Source organism: Microbacterium sp. S1037 (assembly GCF_048381605.1).
Classification (GTDB): domain Bacteria; phylum Actinomycetota; class Actinomycetes; order Actinomycetales; family Microbacteriaceae; genus Microbacterium; species Microbacterium testaceum_B.
In genome coordinates this window covers 349,718-375,958 of sequence record NZ_JBLWIG010000002.1, presented here as the reverse complement: position 1 = coordinate 375,958, position 26,241 = coordinate 349,718, and the positions used below count along the sequence as shown (strand labels likewise).

The 26,241-nt window shown below is 69.4% G+C and carries 28 protein-coding genes, 1 tRNA gene and 1 other RNA gene; 11 read left to right on the top strand and 19 right to left on the bottom strand.

Annotated elements, in window-relative coordinates:
• Nucleotides 1–45: 45 nt before the first annotated feature.
• From ilvC to otsA, 6 genes are all read right to left on the bottom strand, one after another.
• On the bottom strand, nt 46–1,071 hold the full coding sequence (gene ilvC / locus ACMW4R_RS12485) for a ketol-acid reductoisomerase (RefSeq protein ID WP_058595898.1): 1,026 nt from the start codon (nt 1,069–1,071) through the stop codon (nt 46–48).
• A 63-nt stretch (nt 1,072–1,134) separates the two neighbouring features.
• Nucleotides 1,135–1,644: an acetolactate synthase small subunit gene (gene ilvN, locus ACMW4R_RS12480; protein ID WP_058595899.1), complete on the bottom strand. Its 510-nt coding sequence runs from the start codon at nt 1,642–1,644 to the stop codon at nt 1,135–1,137.
• A gap of 1 nt (nt 1,645) precedes the next feature.
• Entirely contained in the window at nt 1,646–3,454 is a 1,809-nt protein-coding gene (locus ACMW4R_RS12475; RefSeq protein ID WP_058595900.1) for an acetolactate synthase large subunit, read from the bottom strand.
• Between the two features lie 46 nt (nt 3,455–3,500).
• The gene (ilvD, locus tag ACMW4R_RS12470; protein ID WP_058614257.1) at nt 3,501–5,219 is read right to left on the bottom strand and encodes a dihydroxy-acid dehydratase; all 1,719 of its coding nucleotides are present in this window, start codon (nt 5,217–5,219) and stop codon (nt 3,501–3,503) included.
• A gap of 59 nt (nt 5,220–5,278) precedes the next feature.
• A complete protein-coding gene (gene otsB / locus ACMW4R_RS12465; RefSeq protein ID WP_418300065.1) occupies nt 5,279–6,058 on the bottom strand; it encodes a trehalose-phosphatase in 780 nt (259 codons plus the stop codon).
• Complete coding sequence (gene otsA / locus ACMW4R_RS12460) at nt 6,055–7,515, bottom strand: alpha,alpha-trehalose-phosphate synthase (UDP-forming) (protein ID WP_058628569.1); 1,461 nt, start codon at nt 7,513–7,515, stop codon at nt 6,055–6,057. The genes otsB and otsA overlap by 4 nt, the downstream gene beginning before the upstream one ends.
• 130 nt (nt 7,516–7,645) lie before the next feature.
• Between otsA and ACMW4R_RS12455 the strand changes: the two genes are divergently transcribed.
• Nucleotides 7,646–7,900, top strand: a complete 255-nt coding sequence (locus ACMW4R_RS12455) for a hypothetical protein (RefSeq protein ID WP_058595904.1) — start codon at nt 7,646–7,648, stop codon at nt 7,898–7,900.
• A gap of 48 nt (nt 7,901–7,948) precedes the next feature.
• On the opposite strand, the gene ACMW4R_RS12450 is transcribed toward ACMW4R_RS12455, so the two are convergent.
• From ACMW4R_RS12450 to ACMW4R_RS12440, 3 genes are read right to left on the bottom strand one after another with little or no spacing between them, the layout of a single operon-like run.
• A complete protein-coding gene (locus tag ACMW4R_RS12450) occupies nt 7,949–9,133 on the bottom strand; it encodes an acetyl-CoA C-acetyltransferase (protein WP_058595905.1) in 1,185 nt (394 codons plus the stop codon).
• On the bottom strand, nt 9,130–9,783 hold the full coding sequence (locus ACMW4R_RS12445) for a CoA transferase subunit B (RefSeq protein WP_193752633.1): 654 nt from the start codon (nt 9,781–9,783) through the stop codon (nt 9,130–9,132). Before ACMW4R_RS12445 ends, ACMW4R_RS12450 begins: the two co-directional genes overlap by 4 nt.
• A gap of 1 nt (nt 9,784) precedes the next feature.
• Nucleotides 9,785–10,618 (bottom strand): CoA transferase subunit A, encoded by an 834-nt coding sequence (locus tag ACMW4R_RS12440; RefSeq protein WP_418300064.1) that lies wholly within the window; start codon nt 10,616–10,618, stop codon nt 9,785–9,787.
• A gap of 103 nt (nt 10,619–10,721) precedes the next feature.
• Between ACMW4R_RS12440 and ACMW4R_RS12435 the strand changes: the two genes are divergently transcribed.
• Genes ACMW4R_RS12435 through ACMW4R_RS12425 form a run of 3 tightly spaced genes read left to right on the top strand, consistent with a single transcriptional unit; the run spans nt 10,722 to nt 13,207 of the window.
• Nucleotides 10,722–11,519 carry an IclR family transcriptional regulator gene (locus tag ACMW4R_RS12435; RefSeq protein ID WP_418300063.1) on the top strand — a complete coding sequence of 266 codons (798 nt, stop codon included), beginning with the start codon at nt 10,722–10,724 and terminating at the stop codon, nt 11,517–11,519.
• A 36-nt stretch (nt 11,520–11,555) separates the two neighbouring features.
• Nucleotides 11,556–11,990, top strand: coding sequence for a MarR family winged helix-turn-helix transcriptional regulator (locus ACMW4R_RS12430; protein ID WP_058595908.1), 435 nt, complete (start codon nt 11,556–11,558; stop codon nt 11,988–11,990).
• Nucleotides 11,987–13,207, top strand: coding sequence for an MFS transporter (locus ACMW4R_RS12425; protein ID WP_058628571.1), 1,221 nt, complete (start codon nt 11,987–11,989; stop codon nt 13,205–13,207). The genes ACMW4R_RS12430 and ACMW4R_RS12425 overlap by 4 nt, the downstream gene beginning before the upstream one ends.
• Nucleotides 13,208–13,280: 73 nt before the next feature.
• Here ACMW4R_RS12425 and ACMW4R_RS12420 read toward each other — a convergent pair whose 3' ends face one another.
• The 3 genes from ACMW4R_RS12420 to ACMW4R_RS12410 form a co-directional block, all read right to left on the bottom strand.
• A complete protein-coding gene (locus tag ACMW4R_RS12420) occupies nt 13,281–14,585 on the bottom strand; it encodes an SGNH/GDSL hydrolase family protein (RefSeq protein WP_418300062.1) in 1,305 nt (434 codons plus the stop codon).
• 86 nt (nt 14,586–14,671) lie between these two features.
• Nucleotides 14,672–15,547, bottom strand: a complete 876-nt coding sequence (locus ACMW4R_RS12415; RefSeq protein WP_058628573.1) for an alpha/beta hydrolase — start codon at nt 15,545–15,547, stop codon at nt 14,672–14,674.
• The gene (locus ACMW4R_RS12410; protein WP_058595912.1) at nt 15,544–16,065 is read right to left on the bottom strand and encodes an NUDIX hydrolase; all 522 of its coding nucleotides are present in this window, start codon (nt 16,063–16,065) and stop codon (nt 15,544–15,546) included. Before ACMW4R_RS12410 ends, ACMW4R_RS12415 begins: the two co-directional genes overlap by 4 nt.
• 191 nt (nt 16,066–16,256) lie before the next feature.
• Here ACMW4R_RS12410 and ACMW4R_RS12405 point away from each other — a divergent pair, with 191 nt between their 5' ends.
• The gene (locus ACMW4R_RS12405; RefSeq protein WP_418300061.1) at nt 16,257–16,673 is read left to right on the top strand and encodes a hypothetical protein; all 417 of its coding nucleotides are present in this window, start codon (nt 16,257–16,259) and stop codon (nt 16,671–16,673) included.
• A 51-nt stretch (nt 16,674–16,724) separates the two neighbouring features.
• On the opposite strand, the gene ACMW4R_RS12400 is transcribed toward ACMW4R_RS12405, so the two are convergent.
• Nucleotides 16,725–16,797, bottom strand: a tRNA-Lys gene (locus tag ACMW4R_RS12400).
• A 103-nt stretch (nt 16,798–16,900) separates the two neighbouring features.
• Between ACMW4R_RS12400 and ACMW4R_RS12395 the strand changes: the two genes are divergently transcribed.
• Nucleotides 16,901–17,719 carry an inositol monophosphatase family protein gene (locus ACMW4R_RS12395; RefSeq protein ID WP_418300060.1) on the top strand — a complete coding sequence of 273 codons (819 nt, stop codon included), beginning with the start codon at nt 16,901–16,903 and terminating at the stop codon, nt 17,717–17,719.
• The gene (locus ACMW4R_RS12390) at nt 17,716–18,285 is read left to right on the top strand and encodes a hypothetical protein (protein ID WP_418300059.1); all 570 of its coding nucleotides are present in this window, start codon (nt 17,716–17,718) and stop codon (nt 18,283–18,285) included. The genes ACMW4R_RS12395 and ACMW4R_RS12390 overlap by 4 nt, the downstream gene beginning before the upstream one ends.
• Nucleotides 18,286–18,289: 4 nt before the next feature.
• On the opposite strand, the gene ACMW4R_RS12385 is transcribed toward ACMW4R_RS12390, so the two are convergent.
• Nucleotides 18,290–18,556 (bottom strand): hypothetical protein, encoded by a 267-nt coding sequence (locus ACMW4R_RS12385; protein ID WP_418300058.1) that lies wholly within the window; start codon nt 18,554–18,556, stop codon nt 18,290–18,292.
• A gap of 159 nt (nt 18,557–18,715) precedes the next feature.
• Between ACMW4R_RS12385 and ACMW4R_RS12380 the strand changes: the two genes are divergently transcribed.
• A complete protein-coding gene (locus tag ACMW4R_RS12380) occupies nt 18,716–19,255 on the top strand; it encodes a YaeQ family protein (protein WP_058614465.1) in 540 nt (179 codons plus the stop codon).
• A gap of 74 nt (nt 19,256–19,329) precedes the next feature.
• Here ACMW4R_RS12380 and ssrA read toward each other — a convergent pair.
• Nucleotides 19,330–19,699: a transfer-messenger RNA gene (gene ssrA, locus ACMW4R_RS12375) on the bottom strand.
• Nucleotides 19,700–19,895: 196 nt separating this feature from the next.
• Here ssrA and ACMW4R_RS12370 point away from each other — a divergent pair.
• Together ACMW4R_RS12370 and ACMW4R_RS12365 are read left to right on the top strand one after the other, a co-directional pair.
• Nucleotides 19,896–20,519 (top strand): hypothetical protein, encoded by a 624-nt coding sequence (locus ACMW4R_RS12370; protein WP_418300057.1) that lies wholly within the window; start codon nt 19,896–19,898, stop codon nt 20,517–20,519.
• A 43-nt stretch (nt 20,520–20,562) separates the two neighbouring features.
• Nucleotides 20,563–21,213, top strand: coding sequence for an SIMPL domain-containing protein (locus ACMW4R_RS12365; protein ID WP_418300056.1), 651 nt, complete (start codon nt 20,563–20,565; stop codon nt 21,211–21,213).
• Between the two features lie 3 nt (nt 21,214–21,216).
• On the opposite strand, the gene smpB is transcribed toward ACMW4R_RS12365, so the two are convergent.
• The 4 genes from smpB to prfB form a co-directional block, all read right to left on the bottom strand.
• The gene (gene smpB / locus ACMW4R_RS12360; RefSeq protein ID WP_058596494.1) at nt 21,217–21,693 is read right to left on the bottom strand and encodes an SsrA-binding protein SmpB; all 477 of its coding nucleotides are present in this window, start codon (nt 21,691–21,693) and stop codon (nt 21,217–21,219) included.
• A gap of 51 nt (nt 21,694–21,744) precedes the next feature.
• On the bottom strand, nt 21,745–22,662 hold the full coding sequence (gene ftsX, locus ACMW4R_RS12355; protein WP_058596493.1) for a permease-like cell division protein FtsX: 918 nt from the start codon (nt 22,660–22,662) through the stop codon (nt 21,745–21,747).
• Complete coding sequence (gene ftsE / locus ACMW4R_RS12350) at nt 22,659–23,675, bottom strand: cell division ATP-binding protein FtsE (RefSeq protein ID WP_058596492.1); 1,017 nt, start codon at nt 23,673–23,675, stop codon at nt 22,659–22,661. The genes ftsX and ftsE overlap by 4 nt, the downstream gene beginning before the upstream one ends.
• Before the next feature lie 100 nt (nt 23,676–23,775).
• Entirely contained in the window at nt 23,776–24,888 is a 1,113-nt protein-coding gene (prfB, locus tag ACMW4R_RS12345; RefSeq protein WP_013586257.1) for a peptide chain release factor 2, read from the bottom strand.
• 70 nt (nt 24,889–24,958) lie between these two features.
• Between prfB and ACMW4R_RS12340 the strand changes: the two genes are divergently transcribed.
• Nucleotides 24,959–26,176 carry an MFS transporter gene (locus tag ACMW4R_RS12340; protein ID WP_058626359.1) on the top strand — a complete coding sequence of 406 codons (1,218 nt, stop codon included), beginning with the start codon at nt 24,959–24,961 and terminating at the stop codon, nt 26,174–26,176.
• The last annotated feature ends 65 nt before the right edge of the window (nt 26,177–26,241 follow it).

Below are 26,241 nucleotides of genomic sequence, written 5' to 3'. Positions count from 1 at the left end.
CGAACGCCCCGGAACCGAGAGGCTCCGGGGCGTTCGACGGACGGATCAGCGCGCGGCCGAGCCTTCGACGTAGTCGCTGTCCTGCTGCTTCCACGCGAACAGACCGCGGAGCTCCTTGCCGGTCGCCTCGATCGGGTGACCCTGCTCCTTCTCGCGGAGGGCGAGGAACTCGGTGGCGCCGTTGTCCTGGTCGTCGATGAAGCGCTTCGCGAACGCGCCGGACTGGATGTCGGCGAGGACGGCCTTCATGTTCTCCTTCACCGACGGGTCGATGACGCGGGGACCGGAGACGTAGTCGCCGTACTCGGCCGTGTCGGAGATCGACCAGCGCTGCTTGGCGATGCCGCCCTCCCACATGAGGTCGACGATGAGCTTGAGCTCGTGCAGCACCTCGAAGTACGCGATCTCGGGCTGGTAGCCGGCCTCGGTCAGCGTCTCGAAGCCGTACTGGACGAGGTGGCTCATGCCACCGCACAGCACGGACTGCTCGCCGAACAAGTCGGTCTCGGTCTCTTCGGTGAAGGTCGTCTTGATGACGCCGGCGCGGGTGCCGCCGATGGCCTTGGCGTACGACAGGGCGGTGTCCCAGGCCGAGCCCGAGGCGTCGCGCTCGACGGCGATGATGTCGGGGATGCCGCGGCCCGCGACGTACTCGCGACGCACCGTGTGGCCGGGAGCCTTGGGGGCGACGAGGATCACGTCGACGCCCTCGGGCGCGTCGATGTAGCCGAAGCGGATGTTGAACCCGTGCGCGAAGGCGAGCGTCTTGCCCTCGGTCAGCTTGTCCTTGATGGAGTCGGCGTAGATCGAGCGCTGGTGCTGGTCGGGCGCGAGGATCATGATGAGGTCGGCCCACTCGGTCGCGTCCGCGACGTTCTTGACCTCGAAGCCGTCCTCCTGCGCCTTGGGGGCCGACTTCGACCCGTCCTTGAGCGCGATGACGACCTGGACACCGGAGTCGCGGAGGTTCTGCGCGTGCGCGTGGCCCTGCGAGCCGTAGCCGACGATCGCGACCTTCTTGCCCTGGATGATCGAGAGGTCGGCGTCGTCGTCGTAGAAGATCTCTGCCATGAGGATGTTTCTCCTTGAATTCTGGCCCCGCTCCGGGACCGGTTGGAATGGAAAGTAGAAAGCTCAGCTGCGCAGGACGCGCTCCGTGATGCTCTTGCCTCCGCGACCGACGGCGAGAAGGCCCGACTGCGCGAGCTCTTTCACGCCGAACGGCTCGATGGCTTTCAGGAACGCACCGACCTTGCCCGAGTCGCCCGTGATCTCGATCACGATCGCGTCGGGGGCGTAGTCGACCACCGACGCGCGGAAGAGGTTGACGACCTCGAGCACGTTCGAGCGGGTGGCGTTGTCGGCCCGCACCTTGACCAGCACGTGCTCGCGCTGGACGGATGCCGCGGGGTCGAGTTCGACGATCTTGATCACGTTGATCAGCTTGTTGAGCTGCTTCGTGACCTGCTCGAGCGGCAGTCCCTCGACGTCGACGACGACCGTGATGCGGGAGAGGCCCGGCACCTCGGTGACACCCACGGCGAGCGACTCGATGTTGAATCCGCGACGGGCGAAGAGACCGGCGACGCGCGTGAGCAGACCGGGCTTGTCCTCGACGAGGAGGCTCAGAACGTGACGAGACATCTCAGTCCTCCTGCTCGTTGAAGGCGGGCGAGTGGTCGCGCGCGTACTGGACGTAGCTGTTGCTGACGCCCTGCGGCACCATCGGCCACACCATCGCGTCGGCGCTCACGACGAAGTCGATCACGACCGGACGGTCGTTCGTGTCGAGCGCGAGCTGGATCGCGGCGTCGATCTCGTCTTCCTTCTCGACACGGATCGCGAGGCACCCGTACGCCTCGGCGAGCTTGACGAAGTCGGGGATGCGACGCGTGCCGTGTCCCGTGTTCAGGTCGGTGTTGGAGTGGCGTCCGTCGAAGAACAGCGTCTGCCACTGGCGCACCATGCCGAGGGAGGAGTTGTTGATGATCGCGACCTTGATCGGGATGTCGTTGATGACGCAGGTCGCGAGCTCCTGGTTCGTCATCTGGAAGCAGCCGTCGCCGTCGATCGCCCACACGGCACGCTCGGGCTGGGCGACCTTGGCGCCCATCGCGGCCGGAACCGCGTAGCCCATGGTGCCGGCGCCGCCGGAGTTCAGCCAGGCGTTGGGGCGCTCGTACTTGATGAACTGCGCCGCCCACATCTGGTGCTGCCCCACACCGGAGGCGTAGACGCCCTCGGGACCGGTCAGCTCGCCGATGCGCTGGATCACGTGCTGCGGCGAGAGCAGACCGTCACTGGTGGGCGTGTAGCCGAGCGGGAACTCCTCGCGGAGGCCGTTCAGGTAGGTCCACCACTCCGAGTAATCGTGCGGGTGCTCGGCGTCGGCGGCGCGGAAGGCGGCATCCAGGTCGACGAGCACCTCTTTGAGGTCGCCCACGATCGGCACGTCGGCGGTGCGGATCTTGGAGATCTCGGCGGGGTCGATGTCGACGTGCACCACCTGCGCGTGCGGCGCGAACAGCGACGCCTTGCCCGTGACGCGGTCGTCGAAGCGCGCGCCGAGCGAGACGATGAGGTCGCTCTCCTGAAGGGCGAGCACCGCGGGAACGGTGCCGTGCATTCCGGGCATCCCCAGGTGCTGCTCGTGCGAGTCGGGGAACGCGCCGCGTGCCATGAGAGTGGTCACGACGGGCGCACCGGTCGCCTCGGCCAGCACCTTCAGCTCGGCAGCCGCGTTCGCGCGGATCGTTCCGCCGCCCACGTACAGGACGGGCTTCTGCGCGGTGGCGAGCAGCTGCGCCGCGGCCTGGATCTGCTTGCCGTGCGCCTTGGTCACCGGCCGGTATCCGGGCAGGTCGATCTTGGGCGGCCAGACGAAAGCGGCCTCGGCCTGCTGGGCGTCCTTCGTGATGTCGACGAGCACCGGGCCCGGGCGACCGGTCGAGGCGATCTCGAAAGCTGCCGCGATGGCGCCGGGGATCTCCTCGGCCGTCTTGACCAGGAAGGAGTGCTTGGTGATCGGCATCGTGATGCCGACGATGTCGGCCTCCTGGAAGGCGTCCGTGCCCATGAGGGTGGAGAACACCTGCCCCGTGATGCACACGAGCGGCACCGAGTCCATGTAGGCGTCGGCGATCGCGGTGACGAGGTTGGTGGCCCCCGGACCCGACGTCGCGATCGCGACGCCGACCTTGCCGGATGCCGCGGCGTAGCCTTCGGCCGCGTGGCCGGCGCCCTGCTCGTGGCGCACGAGGATGTGACGGACGTGCTCGTCGTCCATCAGCGGGTCGTAGACGGGCATGATCGCCCCGCCCGGCAGGCCGAAGACGTCGGTGACCCCGAGCAGATCGAGCGAGCGGACGACCGCCTGCGCACCCGTCATCACGGGCGCCGGGGCGGTGCGGGCGGGAGGCCGGGGCACGGCCGCCGTAGGGGAATCGATGGACATGGGAGTACCTCGAGAACCAGAAGAAGGTGAAAAAGGGGGACGGCCGTCAGCCCGTGACCGCGCCCTCCGCGGCGGAGTGCACGAGCTTGGAGTACTTGGCCAGAACGCCACGGGTATAGCGCGGGGGAAGCGGTTCCCAGCCTTCGCGGCGGGAACTCAGCTCGGCCTCATCGACGATCAAGTCGAGAGTGCGAGCGGCGATATCGACCCGTATCAGATCACCATCGCGCACGAAGGCGATCGGACCTGCGTCCACCGCTTCGGGAGCTATGTGGCCGATGCAGAGGCCGGTTGTGCCGCCTGAGAATCGACCGTCCGTCAAGAGTAGTACATCTTTTCCGAGCCCCGCGCCCTTGATGGCCGCGGTGATGGCCAGCATCTCGCGCATGCCGGGGCCGCCCTTGGGGCCCTCGTAGCGGATCACCACGACATCGCCCGCGGCGATGTCTCCCGCCTCGAGCGCGTCCATGGCCGCGCGCTCGCGCTCGAACACGCGGGCGGGGCCTTCGAAGACGTTGCCGTCGAAGCCGGCCGACTTCACGACGGCGCCCTCGGGGGCCATCGAGCCGTGGAGGATCGTGATGCCGCCCGTGGCGTGGATCGGGTCGTCGAATCGGTGGATCACCTTACCGTCGACGGGGTCGGGGTTCAGGTCCGCGAGGTTCTCGGCGAGCGTCTTCCCGGTGACGGTCAGCGCGTCGCCGTGCAGCAGCCCCTCGTCGAGCATCGCCTTCATGATGACCGGGATGCCGCCGTGACGGTCGACGTCGTTCATGACGTACTGGCCGAACGGCTTCATGTCGGCGACGTGCGGCGTGCGGTCGCCGATGCGGTTGAAGTCGTGCAGGTTCAGCTCGACCTCGGCCTCGTTGGCGATCGCGAGGAGGTGGAGCACGACGTTGGTCGAGCCGCCGAGCGCCATGGCGAGGGCGATGGCGTTCTCGAACGCCTCTTTGGTGAGGATGTCGCGCGTGGTGATGCCCTGGCGCAGCAGGTTGACCACGGCTTCGCCCGAACGGTGGGCGAAGTAGTCGCGACGACGGTCGGCCGACGGCGGGGCGGCGGAGCCGGGGAGGCTGAGACCGAGGGCTTCGGCGACCGAGGCCATCGTGTTGGCGGTGTACATGCCGCCGCACGCACCCTCGCCCGGGGCGATCGCGCACTCGATGCGCTTGAGGTCGGCCTCGCTCATCTTGCCCGCGAGGCACGCGCCTACGGCCTCGAACGAGTCGATGATCGTGACGTCCTTCTCGGTGCCGTCGCTGAGCTTGACCCAGCCCGGCGCGATCGAGCCCGCGTAGAGGAAGACGCTCGACAGGTCGAGACGAGCGGATGCCATGAGCATGCCCGGGATCGACTTGTCGCAGCCCGCGAGCAGGACGGACCCGTCGAGGCGCTCGGCCATCATCACCGTCTCGACGCTGTCGGCGATGACCTCACGCGAGACGAGCGAGAAGTGCATCCCCTCGTGGCCCATCGAGATGCCGTCGGAGACGGAGATGGTGCCGAACTGCAGCGGGTACCCGCCGCCGGCGTGGACGCCCTCCTTGGCGCCCTGCGCGAGGCGGTCGAGGCTCAGGTTGCAGGGGGTGATCTCGTTCCAGCTCGACGCGATGCCGATCTGGGGCTTGTCCCAGTCCTCGTCACCCATGCCGACCGCGCGGAGCATTCCGCGGGAGGTCGTGGCTTCGATGCCGTCGGTGACGACGCGACTGCGGGGCTTGATGTCGAACTCGCCGGTGTTCGGATTCTGCGGTGCGGGCATCCTCGCAGTCTATTGCGCGCGCGTGGCGCGCCGATGCGCCACGAGTGTCGAATCGCTGATCAATCCGTGTGCGCGCGGCGAAGACGCGCGATGTCCTCCAGGACGGTCACGAAAGCGTCGATGTCGTCGACGCGCAGCGTGGCCGCGGTCTCTCCCCCGCCGACGCGGATGCCGAGGTCTCCGGGGCCGAGGGAGCGCATCGCGTCCTCGTCGGTGACGTCGTCGCCCGCGAACAGCACCGCGGTCGCTCCGACCCGCTCGCGCAGGTGCGCGACGGCGGAGTCCTTCCCCTCGTGGCGGAACGAGAACTCGAGGATGTCGTGTCCCGTGCGACGCCTCCACCCGGGCGCCTCGGCGGCGACCAGCTCGTCGGCGATCTCCCGGACGGCGCGGGCGGTCTCGGCATCCGCGGTCCGGGTGTGCACGCCGAAGCCGTACTCCTTCGGTTCGATCCAGACGCCGGTCGTCCCGGCGGCGCGACGACTGACCTCGTCTTGCAGCTGATCCCGGAGGGCGAGGTCCGCGTCGTCGTCCGTCGCAGACTCGACACCGACCCCCGGTACCCAGAACTGCACGCCGTGGGAGCCCGCGAGCCAGATGAGCGAGTCGTCCGTGTGCTCCGCGATCTCGCGAAGGTGTCCGAGCGAGCGTCCGGAGACGAGAGCGACGACCGTGCGGGGAAGCGTGACCAGGTCGCCGAGCACGGCACGGGCGCCCGGCGTCATGCGCGCCGACATCGGCTCATCGACGAGCGGGGAGAGGGTGCCGTCGAAGTCGACGGCGATCAGCAGGCGGTCGGTCGTGGCGACGGCCTCGATCGTGGCGTCGGCGGCGGTCATTCCGCGTCCTCGCTCTCGGAACCGCCCTCGACCTCGGCTGCGGCCGCCGCGCTCGAGGCCGTGTCGTGGAACGTCGCAAGAGCCTCGAGGAATTCGCGCGACCAGTCCTCGACGTCGTGATCGCGCACGCGTTTGCGAAGCGCCCGCATACGGCGACCCTGCTCGGCGGCGGGCATGTCGATCGCGCGGACGATGGCATCCTTCAACCCGTCGATGTCGTGCGGGTTGATGAGCAGGGCGCTGCCCATCTCGTCGGCCGCGCCGGCGAACTCGCTCAGCACCAGCACACCGCGGTTGTCGGTGCGACTCGCGACGTACTCCTTCGCCACGAGGTTCATGCCGTCGCGGAGGGCCGTGACCAGCATGACGTCCGCGGCGAGGAAGAGCGCGACCATCTCTTCGCGCGGGTACGACTGGTGCAGGTACCGGATCGCGGTGTGCGTGGTGGTGTCGTGGTCGCCGTTGATCCGCCCGACGGTCATCTCGATCTCGTCGCGCAGCTGAACGTAGGCGTCGACGCGTTCGCGACTCGGGCTCGCGACCTGCACGAGCGTGGCGTCCTCGACGGTGGCGCGGCCGTCCTCGAGCAGTTCGCCCCACGCCTTCAGACGGTGGCGGATGCCCTTCGTGTAGTCGAGGCGATCGACCCCGAGCAGGATCTTGCGGGGGTTGCCGAGCCCCTCGCGGATCTCTTTCGCACGCTGCTGGATCTCGGGCTTCTGCGCGAGCTCGACGTACGACTCGGCGTCGATCGAGATCGGGAACGCCTTGGCGAGGGCGACGCGCGTCCCGCCCTTCTCGTCCGGAACCAGGATGCCGCTGGCCTTCGTCTCGTACCGCAACTGGCGCCGCACGGCTCGCGCGAAGTTGCCCGCGTCCGCGACGCGCTGGAACCCGATCACGTCGGCGCCCAGCAGCCCCTCGAGAACCTGCTTGCGCCACGGGAGCTGCGAGTACAGCCCGTAAGCGGGGAACGGGATGTGGTGGAAGTAGCCGATCGTCAGGTCGGGGCGGAGCTCCCGCAGCATCTTGGGGACGAGCTGCAGCTGATAGTCCTGCACCCACACCGTCGCGTTCTGAGAAGCAGAGGCGGCCGCAGCTTCGGCGAATCGACGGTTCACGCGGACATAGGCGTCCCACCACGCCCGCTTGTAGGTCGGCGCGGCGATGACGTCGTGGTAGAGCGGCCAGATCGTGTCGTTCGAGAAGCCCTCGTAGTAGTTCTGCACGTCGGCCGCCGACAGCACGACGGGAACCAGGTGCACGCCGTCGAACTCGAACGGCTCCAGCTCGACGTCGGGCTGACCGGCCCACCCGACCCACGCGCCATCGGCGCGACGCATGACCGGCTCGAGGGCGGTCACGAGACCGCCGGGGGAACGACGCCATCCCTCACCGTCCGGGGTGCGGTCGACGGGAAGGCGGTTGGCGACGACGACGAAATCGGCCTGGGTCACAGGTCCTCCTCGGGGATCGACCTCAGGCTAACAGCGGCGTCGGGCGGCGCAGAGGGCTGGACGGGATGCGATATGCACGCCCGCCTGTCAAGGCGCGGCATCGGTCCGCGCTCCTCGGTAGGTTGAACGCATGCGCCAGTACATCTTCGGAACGGGTCTTCTCAGCGCCATCACGGGTGGCATCACGCTCCTGCGGGCTCTGCGCAACGACGAGCCCTTCACCTGGCGCACCGCGCTCGCGTGGCTCAGCTGGGGCATCACTCTCGCGCTCGCGATCGGATCGGTCGTCGATACCCGTCGCGCCCGGCGCGGACGCGTGATCGCGGGCGACTCCCCTGTCGCGAAGAAGCAGCAGAAGCTTTTCAAGAAGCGCCTCGCGCGCTGATCGGACGACGGATGCCACGACCCCGGGGTCGTGGCATCCGTCTGTCCGTCAGCGGGTGAGGATCAGCGCGTCGCCCTGACCTCCACCGCCGCAGAGGGCGACCGCGGCGGTGCCGCTCCCCCGCCGCACCAGCTCGTGGACCGCGTGCACGACGAGCCGGTTGCCCGAGACGCCGATGGGGTGACCGATCGCGATGCCCCCGCCGTGCGGGTTGACGACGTCGTCGGACAGCCCCAGCTCGGCCTGCGAACGAGCAACGACAGCGCCGAAGGCTTCGTTGATCTCGACGAGATCGAGATCGGATGCCGAGATGCCCTGCTTCTCGAGGGCTCTCGCGATCGCGCGGGCGGGCTGCGCGTGCAGCGAGTTGTCGGGTCCGGCGACCTGTCCCGCGGCTCCGACGACCGCCAGGACGTCCCATCCTCGATCGTCCGCCACGGATCGGGTCGTGACGACGACCGCCGACGCCCCGTCGGAGATCTGCGAGGCGTTGCCGGCGGTGATCGACCCACCCTCGGCGAAAGCGGGGCGGAGCTTCGCGAGCGTGTCGACCGTCGTGTCGGCACGGATGCCCTCGTCGGCCGTCACGACGACGGGATCGCCCTTGCGCTGCGGGATCTCGACGGGCACGATCTCGGCGTCGAAGACGCCCTCTGCCTGAGCGGCGGCGGCGCGCTGGTGCGACCGGGCGGCGACCGCATCCTGAGCCTCACGGGTCACGTCGAATCGCGCGTTGGCGCGCTCGGTGGACGCCCCCATGCTCTCGCGGTCGTAGGCGTCCGTCAGGCCGTCGTAGGCGAGGTGATCGAGCACCTCGACCGAGCCGTAGGCGTAGCCCTCGCGCGAGTTCATCAGCAGGTGCGGGGCGCGGGTCATCGACTCCATGCCCGCCGCGACGACGACCGTCGCGTCACCGAGACGGAGCATGCGCGCGGCATCGATGATCGCCGTGAGACCCGACAGGCAGACCTTGTTGACGGTCGCCGCGTGCACGTCCCACCCGATCCCGGCGGCGACGGCAGCCTGGCGAGCCGCGTTCTGTCCGGCACCGGCCTGGAGCACCTGTCCGACCAGCACCGCGTCGACGGCCTCGGCGGGAATTCCCCCGCGGTCGAGGGCTCCGCGTATCGCGGCCGCGCCGAGCTGCACGGCGGTGAGCGGAGCGAGCTGGCCCTTCAGGCGCCCCTGAGGGGTGCGCGCGGCGGCGACGATCACGACGTCTTCGGGGTTCATCGGGTGACCTCCTCGGTGAGTCTCACGGTCAGCGGGGGCTCGGTGGCATCCCGCACCTCGTCGACGCTCACCCCGGGGGCGAGCTCGACGAGCACGAGTCCATCCTCGGTCACGTCGATGACGGCGAGGTCGGTGATGATGCGATCGACGACACCGCGACCGGTCAACGGCAGCGAGCAGTCGTTCACGATCTTCGGCGAGCCGTCTTTGGCGACGTGCTCCATGAGCACGATGACGCGCGCGGCTCCGTGGACGAGGTCCATCGCGCCGCCGGGACCCTTCACCATCTTCCCGGGGATCATCCAGTTCGCCAGGTCTCCGGATGCCGACACCTGCATCGCCCCGAGGATCGCGGCGTCGATCTTGCCCCCGCGGATCATCCCGAAGCTCAACGCCGAGTCGAAGAAGGCTGCGCCGGGGAGCGTGGTCACCGTCTCTTTGCCGGCGTTGATGAGGTCGGCATCCACCGCGTCTTCGGTCGGATACGGACCGACGCCGAGGATGCCGTTCTCGGACTGCAGCACGACGGTCACGCCCTCGGGGACGTGGTTCGGAACGAGGGTCGGCAGGCCGATCCCGAGGTTGACGTACGAGCCGTCGGCGAGTTCACGAGCGGCTCGCGCCGCCATCTCCGTGCGGGTGAGGGCCATGTCAGAACTCCTTGCTCATCGATGCGGAGGGACCTGAGCTCGTCGAAGGAACCGGCCCCGGCTCGGTGACGCCTTCTCGCACCGTGCGCTTCTCGATGCGCTTCTCGATCCCGGGTCCCACCTCGACCACTCGATGGACGTAGACCCCGGGCAGGTGCACGTCGTCGGGGTCGATCTCGCCGGGCTCGACGAGATGCTCGACCTGGGCGATGCAGACCCGCCCCGCCATCGCTGCGAGCGGGTTGAAGTTGCGGGCGGCCTTGCGGAACACGAGGTTGCCGTGCCGGTCGCCCTTCCACGCATGGACGAGCGAGAAGTCCGTCGTGATCGCCTCTTCGAGGACGAATTCGCGAGGCACGCCGTCGACGTCGAAGGCGCGCACGTCTTTGACGGGGGAAGCGACCGCGATACCTCCGGCGCCGTCGTACCGCTGGGGAAGGCCGCCCTCGGCGACCTGGGTTCCGACTCCCGTCTGGGTGTAGAACGCCGCGATGCCCGCCCCGCCGGCTCGGAGCTTCTCGGCGAGAGTGCCCTGGGGGGTGAGCTCGAGCTCGAGCTCACCGGAGAGGAACTGCCGTTCGAACTCCTTGTTCTCGCCGACGTACGACGACGTCATCTTGCGGATCCGGCCGGCCCCCAACAGGATGCCGAGACCCCAGTCGTCGACACCGCAGTTGTTGGAGACGACGGAGAGGTCTCGCGTCCCTTGCGCGAGCAGGGCTTCGATGAGGGCGATGGGGTTGCCGGAGAGTCCGAAGCCGCCGACGGCGAGGGACGCGCCATCGGGGATGTCGGAGACCGCGTCGGCGGCCGAGGACCAGGTCTTGTCGATCACGCGAACTCCTTCGTGTCTGCGTGATCTCATGCTGAGGGTCGGCGCCGGGACGCGCCCAGCGCGATCTTGCGATGTGGATGCCAAGCCGCGTAGCGTCCACATCGTGGACACCGCACCTCATCCGCGCTCACCGGCGAGCGTTCCCGGCGCCCAGGCGATCGCCCGCGCCGCCGCGCTTCTCCGCCTGGTGACGGCGGCGGGATCCGCCGGGGCGACCATCGGCGACCTCTCCCGCGACGCCGACCTCACGCGCCCCACCGCGCACCGACTCCTGACCGCCCTCCGCGCGGAGGGGCTCGTCGACCGCGACGAGACGACCGGCCACTGGCTCCCCGGCCCCGAGCTCTACCTCATGGGCAGCGTGGCGGCCTCTCGCTTCGACATCACCGCGACGGCGCGCGACATCGTGCGCTCGCTGGCGGTCCGGACCGAAGAGAGCGCGTTCCTGTCCGTGCGGCGTGGCGACGAGACGGTGTGCCTCGTCCGCGAAGACGGGAGCTTCCCCATTCGCTCCTTCGTGCTGTCCGAGGGAGTGCGGTTCCCGCTGGGGGTGGCATCCGCGGGTCTCGCGATCCTCGCCTTTCTTCCGCCCCATGATGTGGACGCCTACCTCGAGCGCCACGGAGACCTCGCCGAGAGGTTCGGATCCTCGCATGCCCCGGCACGCCTGCGCGCGCGGGTGCGCGACACGCAGGAGCGCGGGTACGCCGTGAACCCGGGGCTCATCGTCGAGGGCAGCTGGGGCCTGGGGGCGGCCGTGTTCGACCGAGCGGGGGCTCCGCAGTGGGCGCTGAGCCTGACCGGCGTCGAATTCCGCTTCTCGGGCGAGCGGCTCGGCGAGCTCGGGCGCATGCTGCTCGCGCACGCGCACCAGCTGTCCACGCGACTCGCCTCGCGATAAATACCTCAGGTATATATCTGCGGTATGCTTTTCCCCATGACCCGCGATGACGATCTCCAGAGATTGCTGCTCGCGGTGCACGCCCTGACGCGCATCGCGGCCCTCGATACCCAGAACGACGCCCCCTCTGCGCAGTGGCGCACCCTCACCCTGCTGCGCGACCACGGACCCCAGCGTCTCGGCGACCTGGCCACCCTCAGCCGCGTGACCCAGCCCGGCATGACGCGCCTCGTCCACCAGCTCAGCGACGCGGGTCTCGTCACGCGCGAACCGCACCCCGACGACTCGCGCGTCAGCGTCATCGCCGTGACCGACGCCGGTCTCTCCGCCCTCGAGCGCTGGCTCGCCCAGCTGAGCACCGCCCTCGCGCCCCACGTCGCCGATCTGACGGACGCCGAATGGGATGCCGTGAGCACGGCTGCCGGCGCCCTCTCGGCCCGCGTGGGCCTTCAGCCGGAGGTCGTGCGATGAGCGCCGCTCCGAGCGTGTGGAAGCAGCCGGCGCAGGTATGGGCCGTGGCCTTCGCGTGCGTCGTCGCGTTCATGGGGATCGGTCTCGTCGACCCGATCCTCCCCGCGATCGCCGAGTCCCTGAAGGCGACGCCCGTCGAGACCGAGCTGCTGTTCACCAGTTACCTCGTCGTGACGGGCCTCGCAATGCTCGTCACGAGCTGGATCTCGAGCCGAATCGGAGCGAAGGCCACGCTGCTCGTGGGGCTCGCCCTGATCGTCGTGTTCTCGCTCCTGTGCGCGCTGAGCGGAAGCGTCGACGCCGTGATCGGCTTCCGCGCGGGCTGGGGCCTCGGCAACGCCCTGTTCATCTCGACGGCTCTCGCGACCATCGTCGGCGCCGCTTCCGGTGGCAGCTCGGCGGCCATCATCCTGTATGAGGCGGCGCTCGGCCTGGGCATCGCGATCGGACCGCTGCTCGGCGGCATCCTCGGCGAGGCGAGCTGGCGCGGACCGTTCTTCGGCGTGGTCGTCCTCATGGCGATCGCCTTCGTCGCGGTGGCTGTGCTCCTGCGCGGTCCTGCTCCCGCACGCACACCCATTCCGTTCAGCGCACCGTTCCGCGCCCTCGGTCGTCCGGCGCTCGCGATCCTGGCGGCCACCGCGCTGTTCTACAACATCGGCTTCTTCACCCTCCTGGCCTTCTCCCCCTTCCCGCTGGGCTTCGGCGCGATGGGGATCGGGCTCACCTTCTTCGGGTGGGGTGTGGCGCTCGCGATCACGAGTGTCTGGGTCGCCCCGATCCTCCTCCGCCGGATGCGGCTGACGTCGGTGCTGCTGCTCGCCCTCCCCCTGCTCGCTGTCGACCTCCTCGTCGCCGCTTTCGTCGTGGACTCCCCCGTCGGACTCGTGATCTGCATCGTCGTGGGCGGTCTGGTGCTCGGCGTCGTGAACACGGCGTTGACGGAGGCCGTGATGGAAGCCACCGACCTCCCCCGTTCGGTCGCCTCCTCGGCGTACTCGGCGGTCCGCTTCCTCGGCGGAGCCGTCGCCCCGCCGCTCGCCGCCTTCCTCTGGCACGCCGCCGGCGCGGGAGTGCCGTACGTCATGGCGACCGTCTCCGTGCTGATCGCGGCGGCGTGCGTCCTGTTCGGTCGGCGAGCCCTCGCGCACGTGGATCAGGCCCATCCGACGATCGCCGACGAGGGAGCCGCCGTCCTCGTGGGCGATGCCGCCTGACGCATCGCGAATGCACGCACGCGCCCTGTTCCGAATCGTTCGGAACAGGGCGCGTGCCCGTATAGCGGTCGGGTCAGCTGTGCACGCGGCGCCGAAGCAGGAGGGTCACCGCGACCCCCACGAGGAGCAGCGCAGCACCGATACCGATCGCCCCGGCGACCGACGGCGTCCCCGTTGTCGCCAAGGCCCCGGTCGACGCGGCGGCGACGGGCGTGGCACTGGCCGACGGCACCGGGCTCACGCCGGCGCTCGGGCTCTCCGTGGCGCTCGGGCTCGGTGACGCCGTCGGGGTGGGCGACGGGTCGTCCGTCGGGGTCGGCGTCGGCGTGATCGTCGGGGTCGGCGTCGGATCCGGCTCCGCGAACAGCGCACGCACGGCATCCGAGACCTTCGTACCGGTGAACGCGGCACCCGCCGCATTCGGGTGGATCGCCCCCTTCTTGATCCCGCCGACGGGGAGCCCCGAGACGGGAACGCTGTCGGGGGCGAGGCTCAGCGTGATGCCGTTGACGTATGCGTCGGTCGGGTTGCATGGCGTATGCGCCACGGAGTCCGCGAGCAGCGAGACGTAGGTCGCGCCGGAGGCCGCGGTGACCTCCGCCATCGTGTCGTCGAGGTGGACCTGGGTGGCGTAGAGCAACTCCACGTCCGCGTTCGTGTACGGGTAGGCGTTCGTGCGGAACCCGAGCCCCTGGAGGAGCGAGGTATAGCACCCGTCGCTCGGGGTGTGCGCGGCGTCGGGGGCGAGCGCGGGGTATCCGACCACGATGACCTTCGCGTGCGGAGCCCGGGCCCCGATATCGGCGAGGGCCGCCGACAGGGCGGGCGCCACCGTCTGATCGATCTGCGTCTCGAGCGTGTTCACCGGGCCCGCGGGAGTGTTCACCACGAATTGTTCGGCGCACGAGGCGTGCACGTTGCCGTCGAGACTCCCGGCGACCGGCCCTCCCGCCGTGGCCGCGATGCACATCTGACCGAGCTGCCAGAACCCGAGGTCGTTCCCGCCGATCGTGAGGGTGACGAGGTCGGTGTCGGCATCCAGGGCGTCCGACTGGACCGGTGCCGTCGCCCCGCCCACCGACTGCGGAGTGTCGACCACGTTGGCGATCACAGCTCCCCCGCACGAGCGGTCGTCGAGGTCGAGGCCGAACTCCTCGGCGACGAGGTGGGGGTAGTTCTCATCCGACTGATCGCACCCCGCGGCGGGCTGCGTCGCGGCGAGAGGGAGTCCCCAGGCGGCGGCGTACGAGTCACCGAGGGAGACGTAGGAACGACCCGTCAGGTCGGGGACGGCGGCGGAAGCGGGGACGGCGATCGCGGCCATCGCCGACACGGCGAGGACGGCGAGCACGGCACCAGTGGAGAGAAGACGGCGCATCCGCCCGACGCTAGAGCCGCGGAGGGCGGGCGACCCGGCTTTCGACCCCTAAGGGGCCGAACTTCACCCTCACGCCCACCGTTGCGTCAGCCGGCCTCGCCCGCGGCGCGCGCGACCTCCCGCGCTCCCGCCGCGGACATGACGATCGAGTAATGGTCGACCCCGTCCACGCGGCGGACATCCCGAAGGCGCGGGTGGGTCGCCCGGAGCGCGTCCAGGTCGGGGTACAGCGGAGGCACCTCACCGCGCAGACCACGCTCTGCCGCGAGGAGCGTCGTCGGCCGTGGCATCCGCTCGATAGCCCTCCCGATCGCGTCGCCCGCGTTCTGATCGATCGAGTCCTCCTCAACGGTGGACAGCGACGTAGCGGGACGCAGGGACGGTGCCGCGCCCGCGAGGTCGTACGCGAAGTACGAATCGAGCAGCGGATCCTCGCGGTCGACGAACGCGGGGTGCGCGCGCCAGAAGTCTCTGTACTCGCCCTGGTCGGCGAACCGCCGCTCGAGCCGCGCCGCCGTCGGCCCCAACACGTGCCGCACGGCTTCCCGAGGCGACATCCCCGGCGGCAGTTCCAGGGGCAGGCCACCGTCGACGAGGACGACTCGATCCACCCGGCCCGCGTGCCGATCGGCGAGCACGGCGGAGACGAAAGCGCCCATCGAGTGACCGATGACGACGACCTGCTCCACCCCGAGCGTATCCACGACAGCGACGAGGTCATCCGCGTGGGCGGCCATGCCGAGCGGTCCCTCTCCCCTCTCGCTCCGCCCGCGGCCGCGCAGGTCGGGAGCGATCAGACGCTGCCCGGGTGCTTCGGCAGCCAGCCACGCCCAGGCGAGGTGCGAGGCGGTCACGCCGTGCACGAGCAGCCACGGCATGCCCGTGGCATCCGGATTCCACTCCCCTACGAGAAGCGACCCCGCCTCGACCGCAATGTCGTGCGTCCGGTACGCGGAGCTCATGCGCCGCGCCCCACCTCGCGCGCGAGCGTGTCCCACAACTGGTCGAAGCGCGCGTTCCAGGGCGAGGCGAACATCCCCGCCTGCCAACGGCGCCTCACCTCATCGAGCGTGACCCACTCGGCATCCTGGACCTCTTCGGGGTCGGGTACGGGCACCGGCTCGCCGTCCACTCGCGCGATCCAGAGGTCGAAGAGCGCGCGCTCCTCGATCACCCGCCCGACGAGGACGAGATCGTCCGGGGCGATCGAGAGCCCCGTCTCCTCTTCGAGCTCACGCGCGGCGCCGCGTCGGCTCGACTCCGCGCGGAGGGCGCTTCCCGCGGGGAACTCCCACGCGAGGGGGTAGTCCTTCCCGGGCGCACGCAGACTCACGAGCACCCGTCCCGTCGACGACACCACGCAGACGGATGCCACGATGTGGAACGCCCCGGCCGGCACCGGGCCGTCCCCACGGCGATGCAGCGCGCCCGTCGGAGTCCCCTGGATGTCGGTCACGTCCCAGATCTCGTCATCGGCCATGGGGCCATCCTTCCCGAAGAGGCGGCGCGTAGGGCGCGTGCAGTCAACGTTCTGCCGAAGCGGGAAGCACGTCGACGTACACGCTCTCGTCGTTGCCCGGACTCCGATGGTCGACGAGGGTCCTTCCCCCCTTTCCACCGCGTGACAGGCTGCGTACGCGCACGGTAATGGGCCGTGGATAGGTTGAGCGCATGAGCCGAACGCACCGCCGCATCGCCGCGACCCTCACGACCGCCTCCGCGCTCGCCCTGACGGGGTGCTCTCTGGACGGGCTGATCTGGGGTCCCGAGGGCGCGAGAGTGATCGACACCACGCGAAACCTCATCGAGGCCGCGGCAGCGGGAGAGGCAGAAGGTACGGTGTGCGACGGGCGGGAGCTGGATCTCGGCTCCCCCGCCGACTGGGACGGACTGTCCGCCGAGGAGCCCGAGCAGTTCGTCGCCGAGTACTGGCCCGAGCAGGCCGAGCTCGACCCGACGTGGAGCATCAACCTCTCGCTGCCCGCCGGGCGGGTGGCATCCGGAGTCGAGTATCCGGGAGACCTGTTCTACCGGGAGGACGACGGGGGCCTGTGCCTCGTCGACATCGCATGGTGGACCGTGGAGTGACGTCCGCCCGCACGAGAAAGGGCCCCCACCCGAAGGTGGAGGCCCGGTGCGTGCACCCCCTGGGACTCGAACCCAGAACCCACTGATTAAGAGTCAGTTGCTCTGCCGATTGAGCTAGAGGTGCAGGCTGATCCGCCTCAGATTTGCTTGGCGAACCGAGGGATTACGTTACCAGGCGTGACGCGACCGCGCCAAATCGGCCCGGGGTCGCCCGTTATCCTGGAGCCGTGTCCCCGACTCCCGACGAGAACCTCCCCACCCTCGCCGACGACCTCGCGCTCGCTCTGCGGCTGGCGGACGCCGCCGACGCGGTCGCCATGGCGCGCTTCGACGCCGCCGACCTGCGCATCGACACGAAGGCCGACCGGACGCACGTGACCGAAGCCGACCTCGCGACCGAGCGGGCGATCCGGGAGATCCTGGATGCCGAACGGCCCGGCGACGCCGTTCTGGGCGAGGAGTACGGCACGTCGGGTGAAACCGCCCGGCGTTGGGTGATCGACCCGATCGACGGCACGCACAACTACATGCGCGGCATCCCGATCTGGGCGACGCTGATCGCCCTCAGCGTCGGCGAGGTTCCCGTGGTGGGTGTGGTGAGCCAGCCGGCCCTCGGGCGCCGCTGGTGGGCCGCGACGGGCCACGGGGCGTGGACGAACACGCCGGCCGGTGAACCACGCCGCATCCACGTCTCGGCTGTCGACGACGTCGCGAAAGCGAGCGTCAGCTTCCAGAGCGTCGAGCAGTGGCGCGACGTCGACCTCCTCCCGGCCCTGGACCGGCTCACCCGCGCCGTCTGGCGCGACCGGGGGTACGGCGATGCCCTGCCCTACATGTGGCTCGCGGAGGGCCGCCTCGAGCTCGTGGCGGAGTTCGGCGTGAAGGAGTACGACGTCGCCGCCCTCGCGCCGATCGTGCGCGAAGCGGGCGGCCGCTTCACCGCCTTCGACGGAACCGACCGCCTCGACGCCGGCTCGTCGTTCGCGACCAACGGCATCCTGCACGACGACTTCTTCCGCCTCACGCACGACGAGGGCACCGCGTGACCCGCCGTCTCGGGCTCGTCATCTCGACCGTCGCGCTGGCCGGCATCCTGCTCGCCGGCTGCTCCGCTCCGGCACCGACGCCGACCGCGGCCGCGCAGGTGCCGAGCGACGCCGCCGGCACCTCCACCCCGGAACCGACCTCCGACGGCACCCCCGAGCCCGCTGCCGACCCCACGTGCGACACGATCATCCCGAAGAGCACCGCCGACGACTTCCGGGGCCTCGGGTGGAGCGTGAGCTCCGAGCCGTTCCGCATCGGGGCGACCGAGATCGACGGCGGGATCCAGTGCAAGTGGGGCGATCAGCGCATCACGACCGACCGGGTCCAGGTGTTCGGGTGGGCTCCGATCGACGAGGCGACCGCCGCGAAGGCCGAACGCGACCTGGTCGCATCCGGCTGGCGTCGCGAGGAGGGGCCGGCCGGCACCTACGTCACCGAGAACTCCTCGTGGGTGGGAGGACGAGGCGACAGCGACGGCTACGGCATCACCTACCTCTTCGGAGACGGCTGGGTCAAAGTCGCCGACACCCGTCAGAGCCTCGTGCTCGTCGACGGTCCCTCCTGACCCGTCACCGGTAGGGGTTGGTCGCCGCGGCATCTCCCGCCGCCGAGAAGCCCTCGTCCCACGCGTCCCCGCGCGCCTCGCGCTCGCGCCACAACTCGTCGGCCCGGCTCACCTTCTCCGCGAAGGCGACCCAGTCGCTCCACGCGGCAGTGATCCCGGATGCCACTCCCCCGTCCGCCTCGCGGGGCACAGCGGTCCAGGTGCCGACGTCAGGCGTCGGCTCCAGGCGGAACGGGCCGACATCGATGCGGAATGCGCGGGGATCTGGCATCCCTCGACGCTATGCGCTGCACTCGTGCCCCGACAAGCGCGCCACACTCGGCGACTTGCGCCGAATGTCCGCTCGGGAGGCTCCGCGGCGACCATTCGGCGCAACTCAACGGGGTGCGCGAACGCGCAGGCGAGCGCAGACGACGTAGGCTCGACCCTCGTGGCTATCGGCGCGACCATTCACACGTTCACGGTGCAGCTCTCCGACGTCGACCGCGGCGTCTATGACGAGCTGTCGATCCGCGTCGCTCGGCACCCGTCCGAGACCGACGCCTACATGCTGACCCGTGTGCTCGCCTACTGCCTCGAGTACGAGGACGGCATCGACTTCAGCGAGGGCATCTCGGCCACGGACGAACCCGCTGTGCTCGTGCGCGACCTCACGGGCGCGCTGGTGGCGTGGATCGAGGTGGGAGCCCCGGATGCCGCCCGCCTGCACACCGGCAGCATGAAGGCCGCGCGCACCGTCGTGTACACGCACCGCGACCCCGACAAGGTCGCCGCACCGTGGGCCGGAAAGCGGATCCATCGGGGTGAGGACGTTCTCCTGCACAGCTTCGACGCGGGGTTCGTGGAGCGCATGGCCGGTCACATCGAACGACGCAGCACGGCCACGCTCACCCGCACCGAGGGCCGGGTATACCTCGAGCTCAATGGCGTCTCGGGCGAGAGCGACATCCACACGCGCTCGGCCGCCTGACGACGGCGGAAACGACGACGCCCCCGCCCCACCGAGACGGGTGGGAGCGGGGGCGTCGTCGAGGTGACAGTGGCTCGTGGAGCTGGGGGGAATCGAACCCCCGTCCAACGCTGGGTCTCCGCGTTTTCTCCGGGCGCAGTCTGTGAAGACGTTCTGCTCGGCTCCGACCTTTGTCACAGACACCTAAGTCGACAAGCCCAGCCTGGGAAAAGTCCCGCGTGACGTCCAGACGCCGTCACGCAGCAAGACCCCTAAATGACGCCAGGATCCGTGGCGGGGTCACACACGGTCTGACGGACTATCGGGCTCGCTTACGCAGCGAGGGCGAAGTCAGTGCGCTTAGCATCGGCACTTATTGTTTTGCAGGGAGCGTTTACGAGATAACCCCACATCCTCGGCCCGCTTCTCGCGGGTTCGCAGGCGCTGTCGAAACCGATCAGCCCCGGGAACTCCGTTCGGAGTGGCCACTGTCACACTGTTGAATTACCACCTCGGGTCGCCGTCTTCGTCAGCGGCACCCGAGCATCACAGTCTACAACGGATCAGCACGCCGGATGATTCCCTAGCGCTCGTGCAACGATTCGGTGACGGCTGCTGCCGGTCCCCGTGCCGGTCGCACGAGTTCGATACGGTCAACCCCGTGTCCAGACGCCCCGCTCTGATCCCTTTTCTTTTCGTCGCCGCTCTCGGCCTCTCAGCCTGCACCACTCCCGCCGGACAGATCGACGAAGCCGGAGCGGCCACGATGCCACCCTCCAGCTCCCCCACGGCTTCAGCCCCCGTCTCACCCGATGTCGCCCCGTCTTCGTCTACGGAGCCGAGTGCCATCCCCGCCTCTTTCGCCTCGTGCGACGAGGCCGTCACCTCGGAATTCCGCGCCGAGCTCGCCGACCTCGGGTGGGTCGGCTGGAACATGGTCGGCCAGGAGATCGGGCACAGCCCGTTCGACGCCTTCCCCGGCGGGGCCCCGGTCGGGCAGCTCAGCTGCCGCTTCGGCGCCAGCCCCGACGTAGCCACCGACAACGTGCTGGACCTTGCGTGGGCACCGATCGACGGATCCGCCGCAACCTCCGCGCAGGAGTACTTGGCGGACGCGGGCTTCGAGCGCCTCGACGTGCCTGAGGGCGTGCAGTGGGCGCTGCGCGGCGAGTCGGGCGGCTGGGCGGACGCCGAGGGGTGGGGACAGACGTACCTGTTCACCGGCACCGACGTGCGATGGGCCCAGGTGCGCGACGACCTCGGGCATCTCCAGCCCGCGGCGTGACGACTCTCGGCGGTCGACGGGGCCCGTCCCGTAGGCTCGCGGCATGAGCGAGGTCGTCATCACCGTCCGTGGCGAGAGCAGCGCCCGCGTGCGCGCCGAGGAAGCCGCGGTGCGAGTCAGCGTCGTGACGGACGGACCCGCTCGCGGCCCGGTCGTCGAGCGCGCGCAGGAGCGCGCCTCCTCCGTCCAGGACGGCCTCGTCGCGCACCTGCGCTCCGGCGAGATCTCCGAGTGGTCGAGCGCGCGTGTGTCGGTCTGGTCCGACCGCCCCTGGAACAACGAGGGCGCTCAGCTCCCCCTCGTCCATCACGCCGCCGTCGAGCTCTCGGCCACCTTCACCGATGCCGGCGCGCTGTCGTGGTGGCTCGGCGATGTGGCCGAGTCCGACGACGTCCATGTGACGGCCGTCGACTGGCGACTCTCGGCGGACACGCGCGCCCGGGTCGAACGCGACGTCGCCGCCGACGCCGTGCGCGTCGCGGTCGAGCGCGCGAGCGCCTACGCGGACGCCCTGGGGTTGGCATCCGTGTCCGCCATGGAGATCGCGGATGCCGGACTCCTGGCGTCGCGACCCGATCAACCGATGCCTCTCGCCGCTCGCGCGATGACCGCCGACAGCGGGCCGTCGTTCAGTCTGCAGCCGCCCGAGATCGTGGTGAGCTCGACCGTCGAGGGGCGCTTCCGCGCGGAGTGAGAGTCACTCCCCCAGACGGTTGCGCGTGCGCATGGCCCGCTCGGCCTCGCGCTTGTCTTCGCGCTCGCGGATCGTCTGTCGCTTCTCGAACTCGCGCTTGCCCTTGGCCACCGCGATCTCGACCTTCGCACGCCCGTCGAGGAAGTACAGACGCAACGGAACGAGCGTGTAGCCGCCCGCCGCGACGGCGTGCGAGAGCTTCACGATCTCTTCTTTGTGCAGCAGCAGCTTCCGCGTGCGCTTGGCCGAGTGGTTCGTCCAGTGGCCCTGCGAATACTCCGGGATGTGAACGGCGTCGAGATAGGCCTGACCGCCGTCGATGTACGCGTAGCCGTCGGTGAGGTTCGCACGCCCCTGGCGCAGCGACTTCACCTCGGTACCGGTCAGCACGAGACCGGCTTCGTACGTCTTCTCGATCGCGTAGTCGTGTCGCGCCTTCTTGTTGGACGCGATGAGCTTCTCCCCCTGCTCACGAGGCATGGTGCCACCTCCTCATGATCACGGGCACACAGAGCCTCTCAGTCTACGCGATCAGGCGCGCAGCCATCGCCGGATGGCGAAGCCGGCACTCAACGCGGCCAGGACGACGCCGATCACCACGATCACGGGGACCACGATCGCGACGTCCGAGAGACTCACCCACGACGTGATGAAGCTGATCCGATCGCGCAGATACCGTTCGACGCCGACCTGCACGATCGCCCACACGGCGACGCTCGCGAGAGCGGACCCGATCAGCGCGGCGAGCACGCCCTCGAGGATGAACGGCGTCTGGATGAACCGGTTGGACGCTCCGACGAGACGCATGATGCCGAGCTCTCTTCGCCGCGCGAAGGCGGAGAGACGGATCGTCGTGGCGATCAGGAGGACCGCGGCGATGAGCATGAGACCGGCGATGCCGACGGCGACGTACGTGGCGACCGTGAGCGACTGGAACAGCGGTTCCAGGTACTGCATCTGGTTGGTCACCTCTTCGACCCCGGCCTGCCCACTGAACGCCTCCGCGATCACGTCGGACTGGTTCTGGTCGACGAGGTTGATGTTGAACGTCGCGTTGAACTGGTCCGCCGTGACGACGCCGGCGATGTCGGACGACAGCAGACCTTGAGCGTTCTGGTAGGCCTCGTCGCTGGTCGAGAAGGTGTAATCGCGGATGAGCGGCTTGAGCGCCTCGCCGTCGAGCGTGGCGCGCACCGCGTCGATCTGATCCTGGGTGGCGGCTTCACCGGCGTTGCACGTCGGCTTGTCGGACACGGTGGAGCACATGAACACCGCAACCTGCGCGCGATCCGCCCAGTACGACTGCATCTTGCCGATCTGCATCTGCATGAGCATCGCGGCACCCACGAACGTCAACGAGACGAAGGTGACGAGGATGACCGAGATGACCATCGACGCGTTACGGCGAAGACCCGTGAAGGCCTCGGAGAGGATGAGCCCGAACCTCATGACGTGGGTCCCACTTCGTCGTCGCGGTCTTTCTTCTCGGCGAGCCCGAGCCTGTCGGCGAGGCCGAGCGCGTCGACCTCGGGGTTGCTCACCGGGATGGAGCGCGTGTTCGTCCCGGGTTCGCGGCGTTCCGCAGCAGCGGTGGTGACCGACGGCGACGTGGGCTCGACGGGGGCGGCGGAGACCTGCTCCGACCCCTCCGGTCCGCGGAGCGGCTCGACGGGCCCGGTGATGTTCGTGACCTCGCGCTGCACCTCGAGCACGGCCGTGAGCGCTGCGACCGCGGCCGCGCCCTTCTCGACCTCCGGTGCGAGCACCGGCAGCCCCGAACGGTCGCCGTAGCCGCCGTGGCGCTCATCGCGCACCATCTCGCCACCGCGAAGCTCGATCACACGGCGCTGCATCTGGTCGACGAATCCCGCCTCGTGCGTGGCCATGACGACCGTCGTCCCGCCGGCGTTGATGCGCGCGAGGAGGCGCATGATGTCGATCGACGTACCGGGGTCGAGGTTTCCCGTCGGTTCGTCGGCCAGGAGCACCTGGGGGCGGTTCACGAGGGCGCGCGCGATCGCGACGCGCTGCTGCTCACCGCCCGACAGCTCGTGCGGAAGGCGCTTCTCTTTGCCGTCGAGACCGACCAGAGCGAGGACCTCCGGAACCGCCTGCTGGACGAAGCCGCGCGAGGCACCGGTGACTTGCAGCGTGAAAGCGACGTTCTGGTGGACCGTCTTGTTCGGCAGCAGCCGGAAGTCCTGGAACACCGACCCGATGTGGCGACGGAAATAGGGAACCTTGCGGTTCGACAGGGTGCGGAGGTCGCGGCCGAGCACGACGACACGCCCTTCGCTCGGGGTCTCGGCCCGCAGGATCAGCTGCAGGCACGACGACTTCCCCGAACCCGAGGCGCCGACGAGGAAGACGAACTCTCCGCGCTGCACCTCGAAGTCGACTGCGCTCAGCGCGGGCTTCGTGGTGCCGCGATACCGCTTGGTGACATTCTCGAACCGGATCATGGCTCGACGAGCCTAAGCGCGCGTTCCGGAGAGCCCGACAGGACGCGCCGTGTCGGCATCCGGGAAAACCCTATGGATGCCGAGGGCCGCGGCATCCGTCTCAGTCGTCGTCGTCTTTGCGCTTGCGCCAGCGGATTCCGGCCGCGATGAGGCCGTCGAGGTCTCCGTCGAAGACGACGGCGGGGTTGCCGACCTCGTAGCCGGTGCGCAGGTCTTTCACGAGCTGCTGGCCGTAGAGGAAGTAGGAGCGCATCTGGTCGCCCCAGCTCGCGGTGATCGTGCCGGCGAGCTCCTTCTTCTTGGCGGCCTCTTCTTCGCGCTTGAGCAGGAGCAGGCGCGTCTGGAGGACGCGCATGGCCGCGGCGCGGTTCTGGATCTGCGACTTCTCGTTCTGCATCGAGACGACCAGGCCGGTGGGGATGTGCGTGATGCGCACGGCCGAGTCGGTCGTGTTGACCGACTGACCGCCGGGGCCGGACGAGCGGAAGACGTCGACGCGGATGTCACCCTCGGGCACCTCGACCTCGACGGCCTCTTCCATCACGGGGATGACCTCGACGGCGGCGAAGCTCGTCTGGCGCTTGTCGGCACCGCCGAAGGGGCTGATGCGCGCGAGCCGGTGGGTGCCGGCCTCGACCGACAGGGTGCCGTACGCGTAGGGCACGTCTACCTCGAAGGTGGCGGACTTGATGCCCGCGCCCTCGGCGTAGGAGGTGTCCATGACCTTGACGGGGTACTTGTGACGCTCGGCCCAGCGCAGGTACATGCGCAGAAGCATCTCGGCGAAGTCGGTGGCGTCGTCGCCGCCCGCTCCCGAACGGATCGTGACGACGGCCGAGCGGGAATCGTACTCGCCGTCGAGAAGCGTCTGGACCTCGAGCTGACCGATCACGTCTTTCAGCGAGGCCAGCTCGCGGCGGGCCTCATCGGCACTGTCTTCGTCGTCCATCTCGATCGCCAGCTCGACGAGCACCTCGAGGTCGTCGAGGCGCTGCTCGATCTCGGTGATGCGCTTGAGCTCGGCCTGACGGTGGCTGAGCCGGCTGGTCACCTTCTGGGCGTTGTCGACGTCGTCCCAGAGGTCGGGAGCACCCGCCTCTTCGCTGAGGCGATCGATGTCGGCTTTGAGTGCGTCGACGTCGACCACGGCCTGGATATCGGCGAAGGTCGAGCGCAGCGCCTGGATGTCGGCGGTCAAATCGAGTTCGAGCATTTGGAATCAGCCTATCGTGGAGACGGTGACCGCCGACTCTCCCCGGAGCGTGCTGGTGCGCTTCGCACCCATGATCTACGGGCCCACCCTGCTGTTCGCGATCGGCGAGGGAGCCGTCATCCCCCTCATCCCCGTCATCGCGAACCGGCTCGGCGCGGACGTGGCCCTGGCCGCCCTGGTCGCGGCCGCCCTCGTGGTCGGTCAGCTGTGCGGCAACATCCCCGCGGGATGGGCGGTCGCGCGGTTCGGCGAGCGGATCACCATGGGCGTGGCGGGGATCGTCATCCTCGGCGGCCTGGTGGGCGTCGTCTTCGCCGGGACTCTCGCGATCTTCGCGGCCGCCGTCTTCCTCATCGGCTTCTGCGCGGCTTCTTTCGCCCTCGCCCGCCATTCCTTCATGACGACGCGCGTTCCCCTGCATTTCCGAGCTCGCGCCCTGTCGCTTCTCGGCGGGACCTTCCGGCTCGGGATGTTCGTCGGCCCTTTCATCTCCGCGGCGCTGCTCGGCATCTTCGGCGACGAGAAGGCATCCATCGCCTTCTTCGCCGTCTGCCAGGTGGCGACGATCCTGCTCGTGTTCCTCGGTCCCGACCCCGAGAAGGCGGTCGCGGCGAACGGCAGCGATTCGCGCGACGCCGAGGACACCGGTGAGCCCGTGACGGGTGCGATCCCGACCGTCGAGCGCGTCGGCGTGTTCCGCACGATGTGGCGATTCCGCGCGGTGCTGGCGCGCCTCGGCCTCGCCGCCGCCTCACTGTCGGCGGTGCGTTCGGCGCGACAGGTGGTCCTTCCCCTCTGGGGCGTGTCGCTCGGGCTGGACGCCTCGACGATCGCGGTGGTCGTCGGCGTCTCGGGAGCCATCGACTTCGCGCTGTTCTACGCGAGCGGACAGGTCATGGACCGCTTCGGCCGCCTGTGGGCGGCCCTCCCCGCGATGGTGCTGATGGGGGCCGGCTTCCTCGCCCTGTCGTTCACGCACGATCTCGACAGCTCGGCGATGTGGTTCGCCATGTTCGCGGCGGTGCTCGGGGTCGGAAACGGGCTCTCCAGTGGCATCCTGCTCACCCTCGGCGCCGATCTGGCACCCGCGGACGAGCCGGCCGCGTTCCTGGGATCGTGGCGGACCCTGACGGATGCCGGGGGTGCGATCGCTCCCGTGATGATCTCGGCGCTGACGGCGCTGGTGTCGCTGTCGGGGGCCGTCGCCGCCATGGGAGCGATTGCCGCGCTGGGCGCCTTCGGCTTCGTCCGCTGGGTCCCGCGGTACGTGCCGAGATCGCGATCCTGACGGATTCGGATCTTCCTGATTCGCCCCGGAAAGACGGGGCAAAAGTCAGCTTTGCGTGTTTCCGG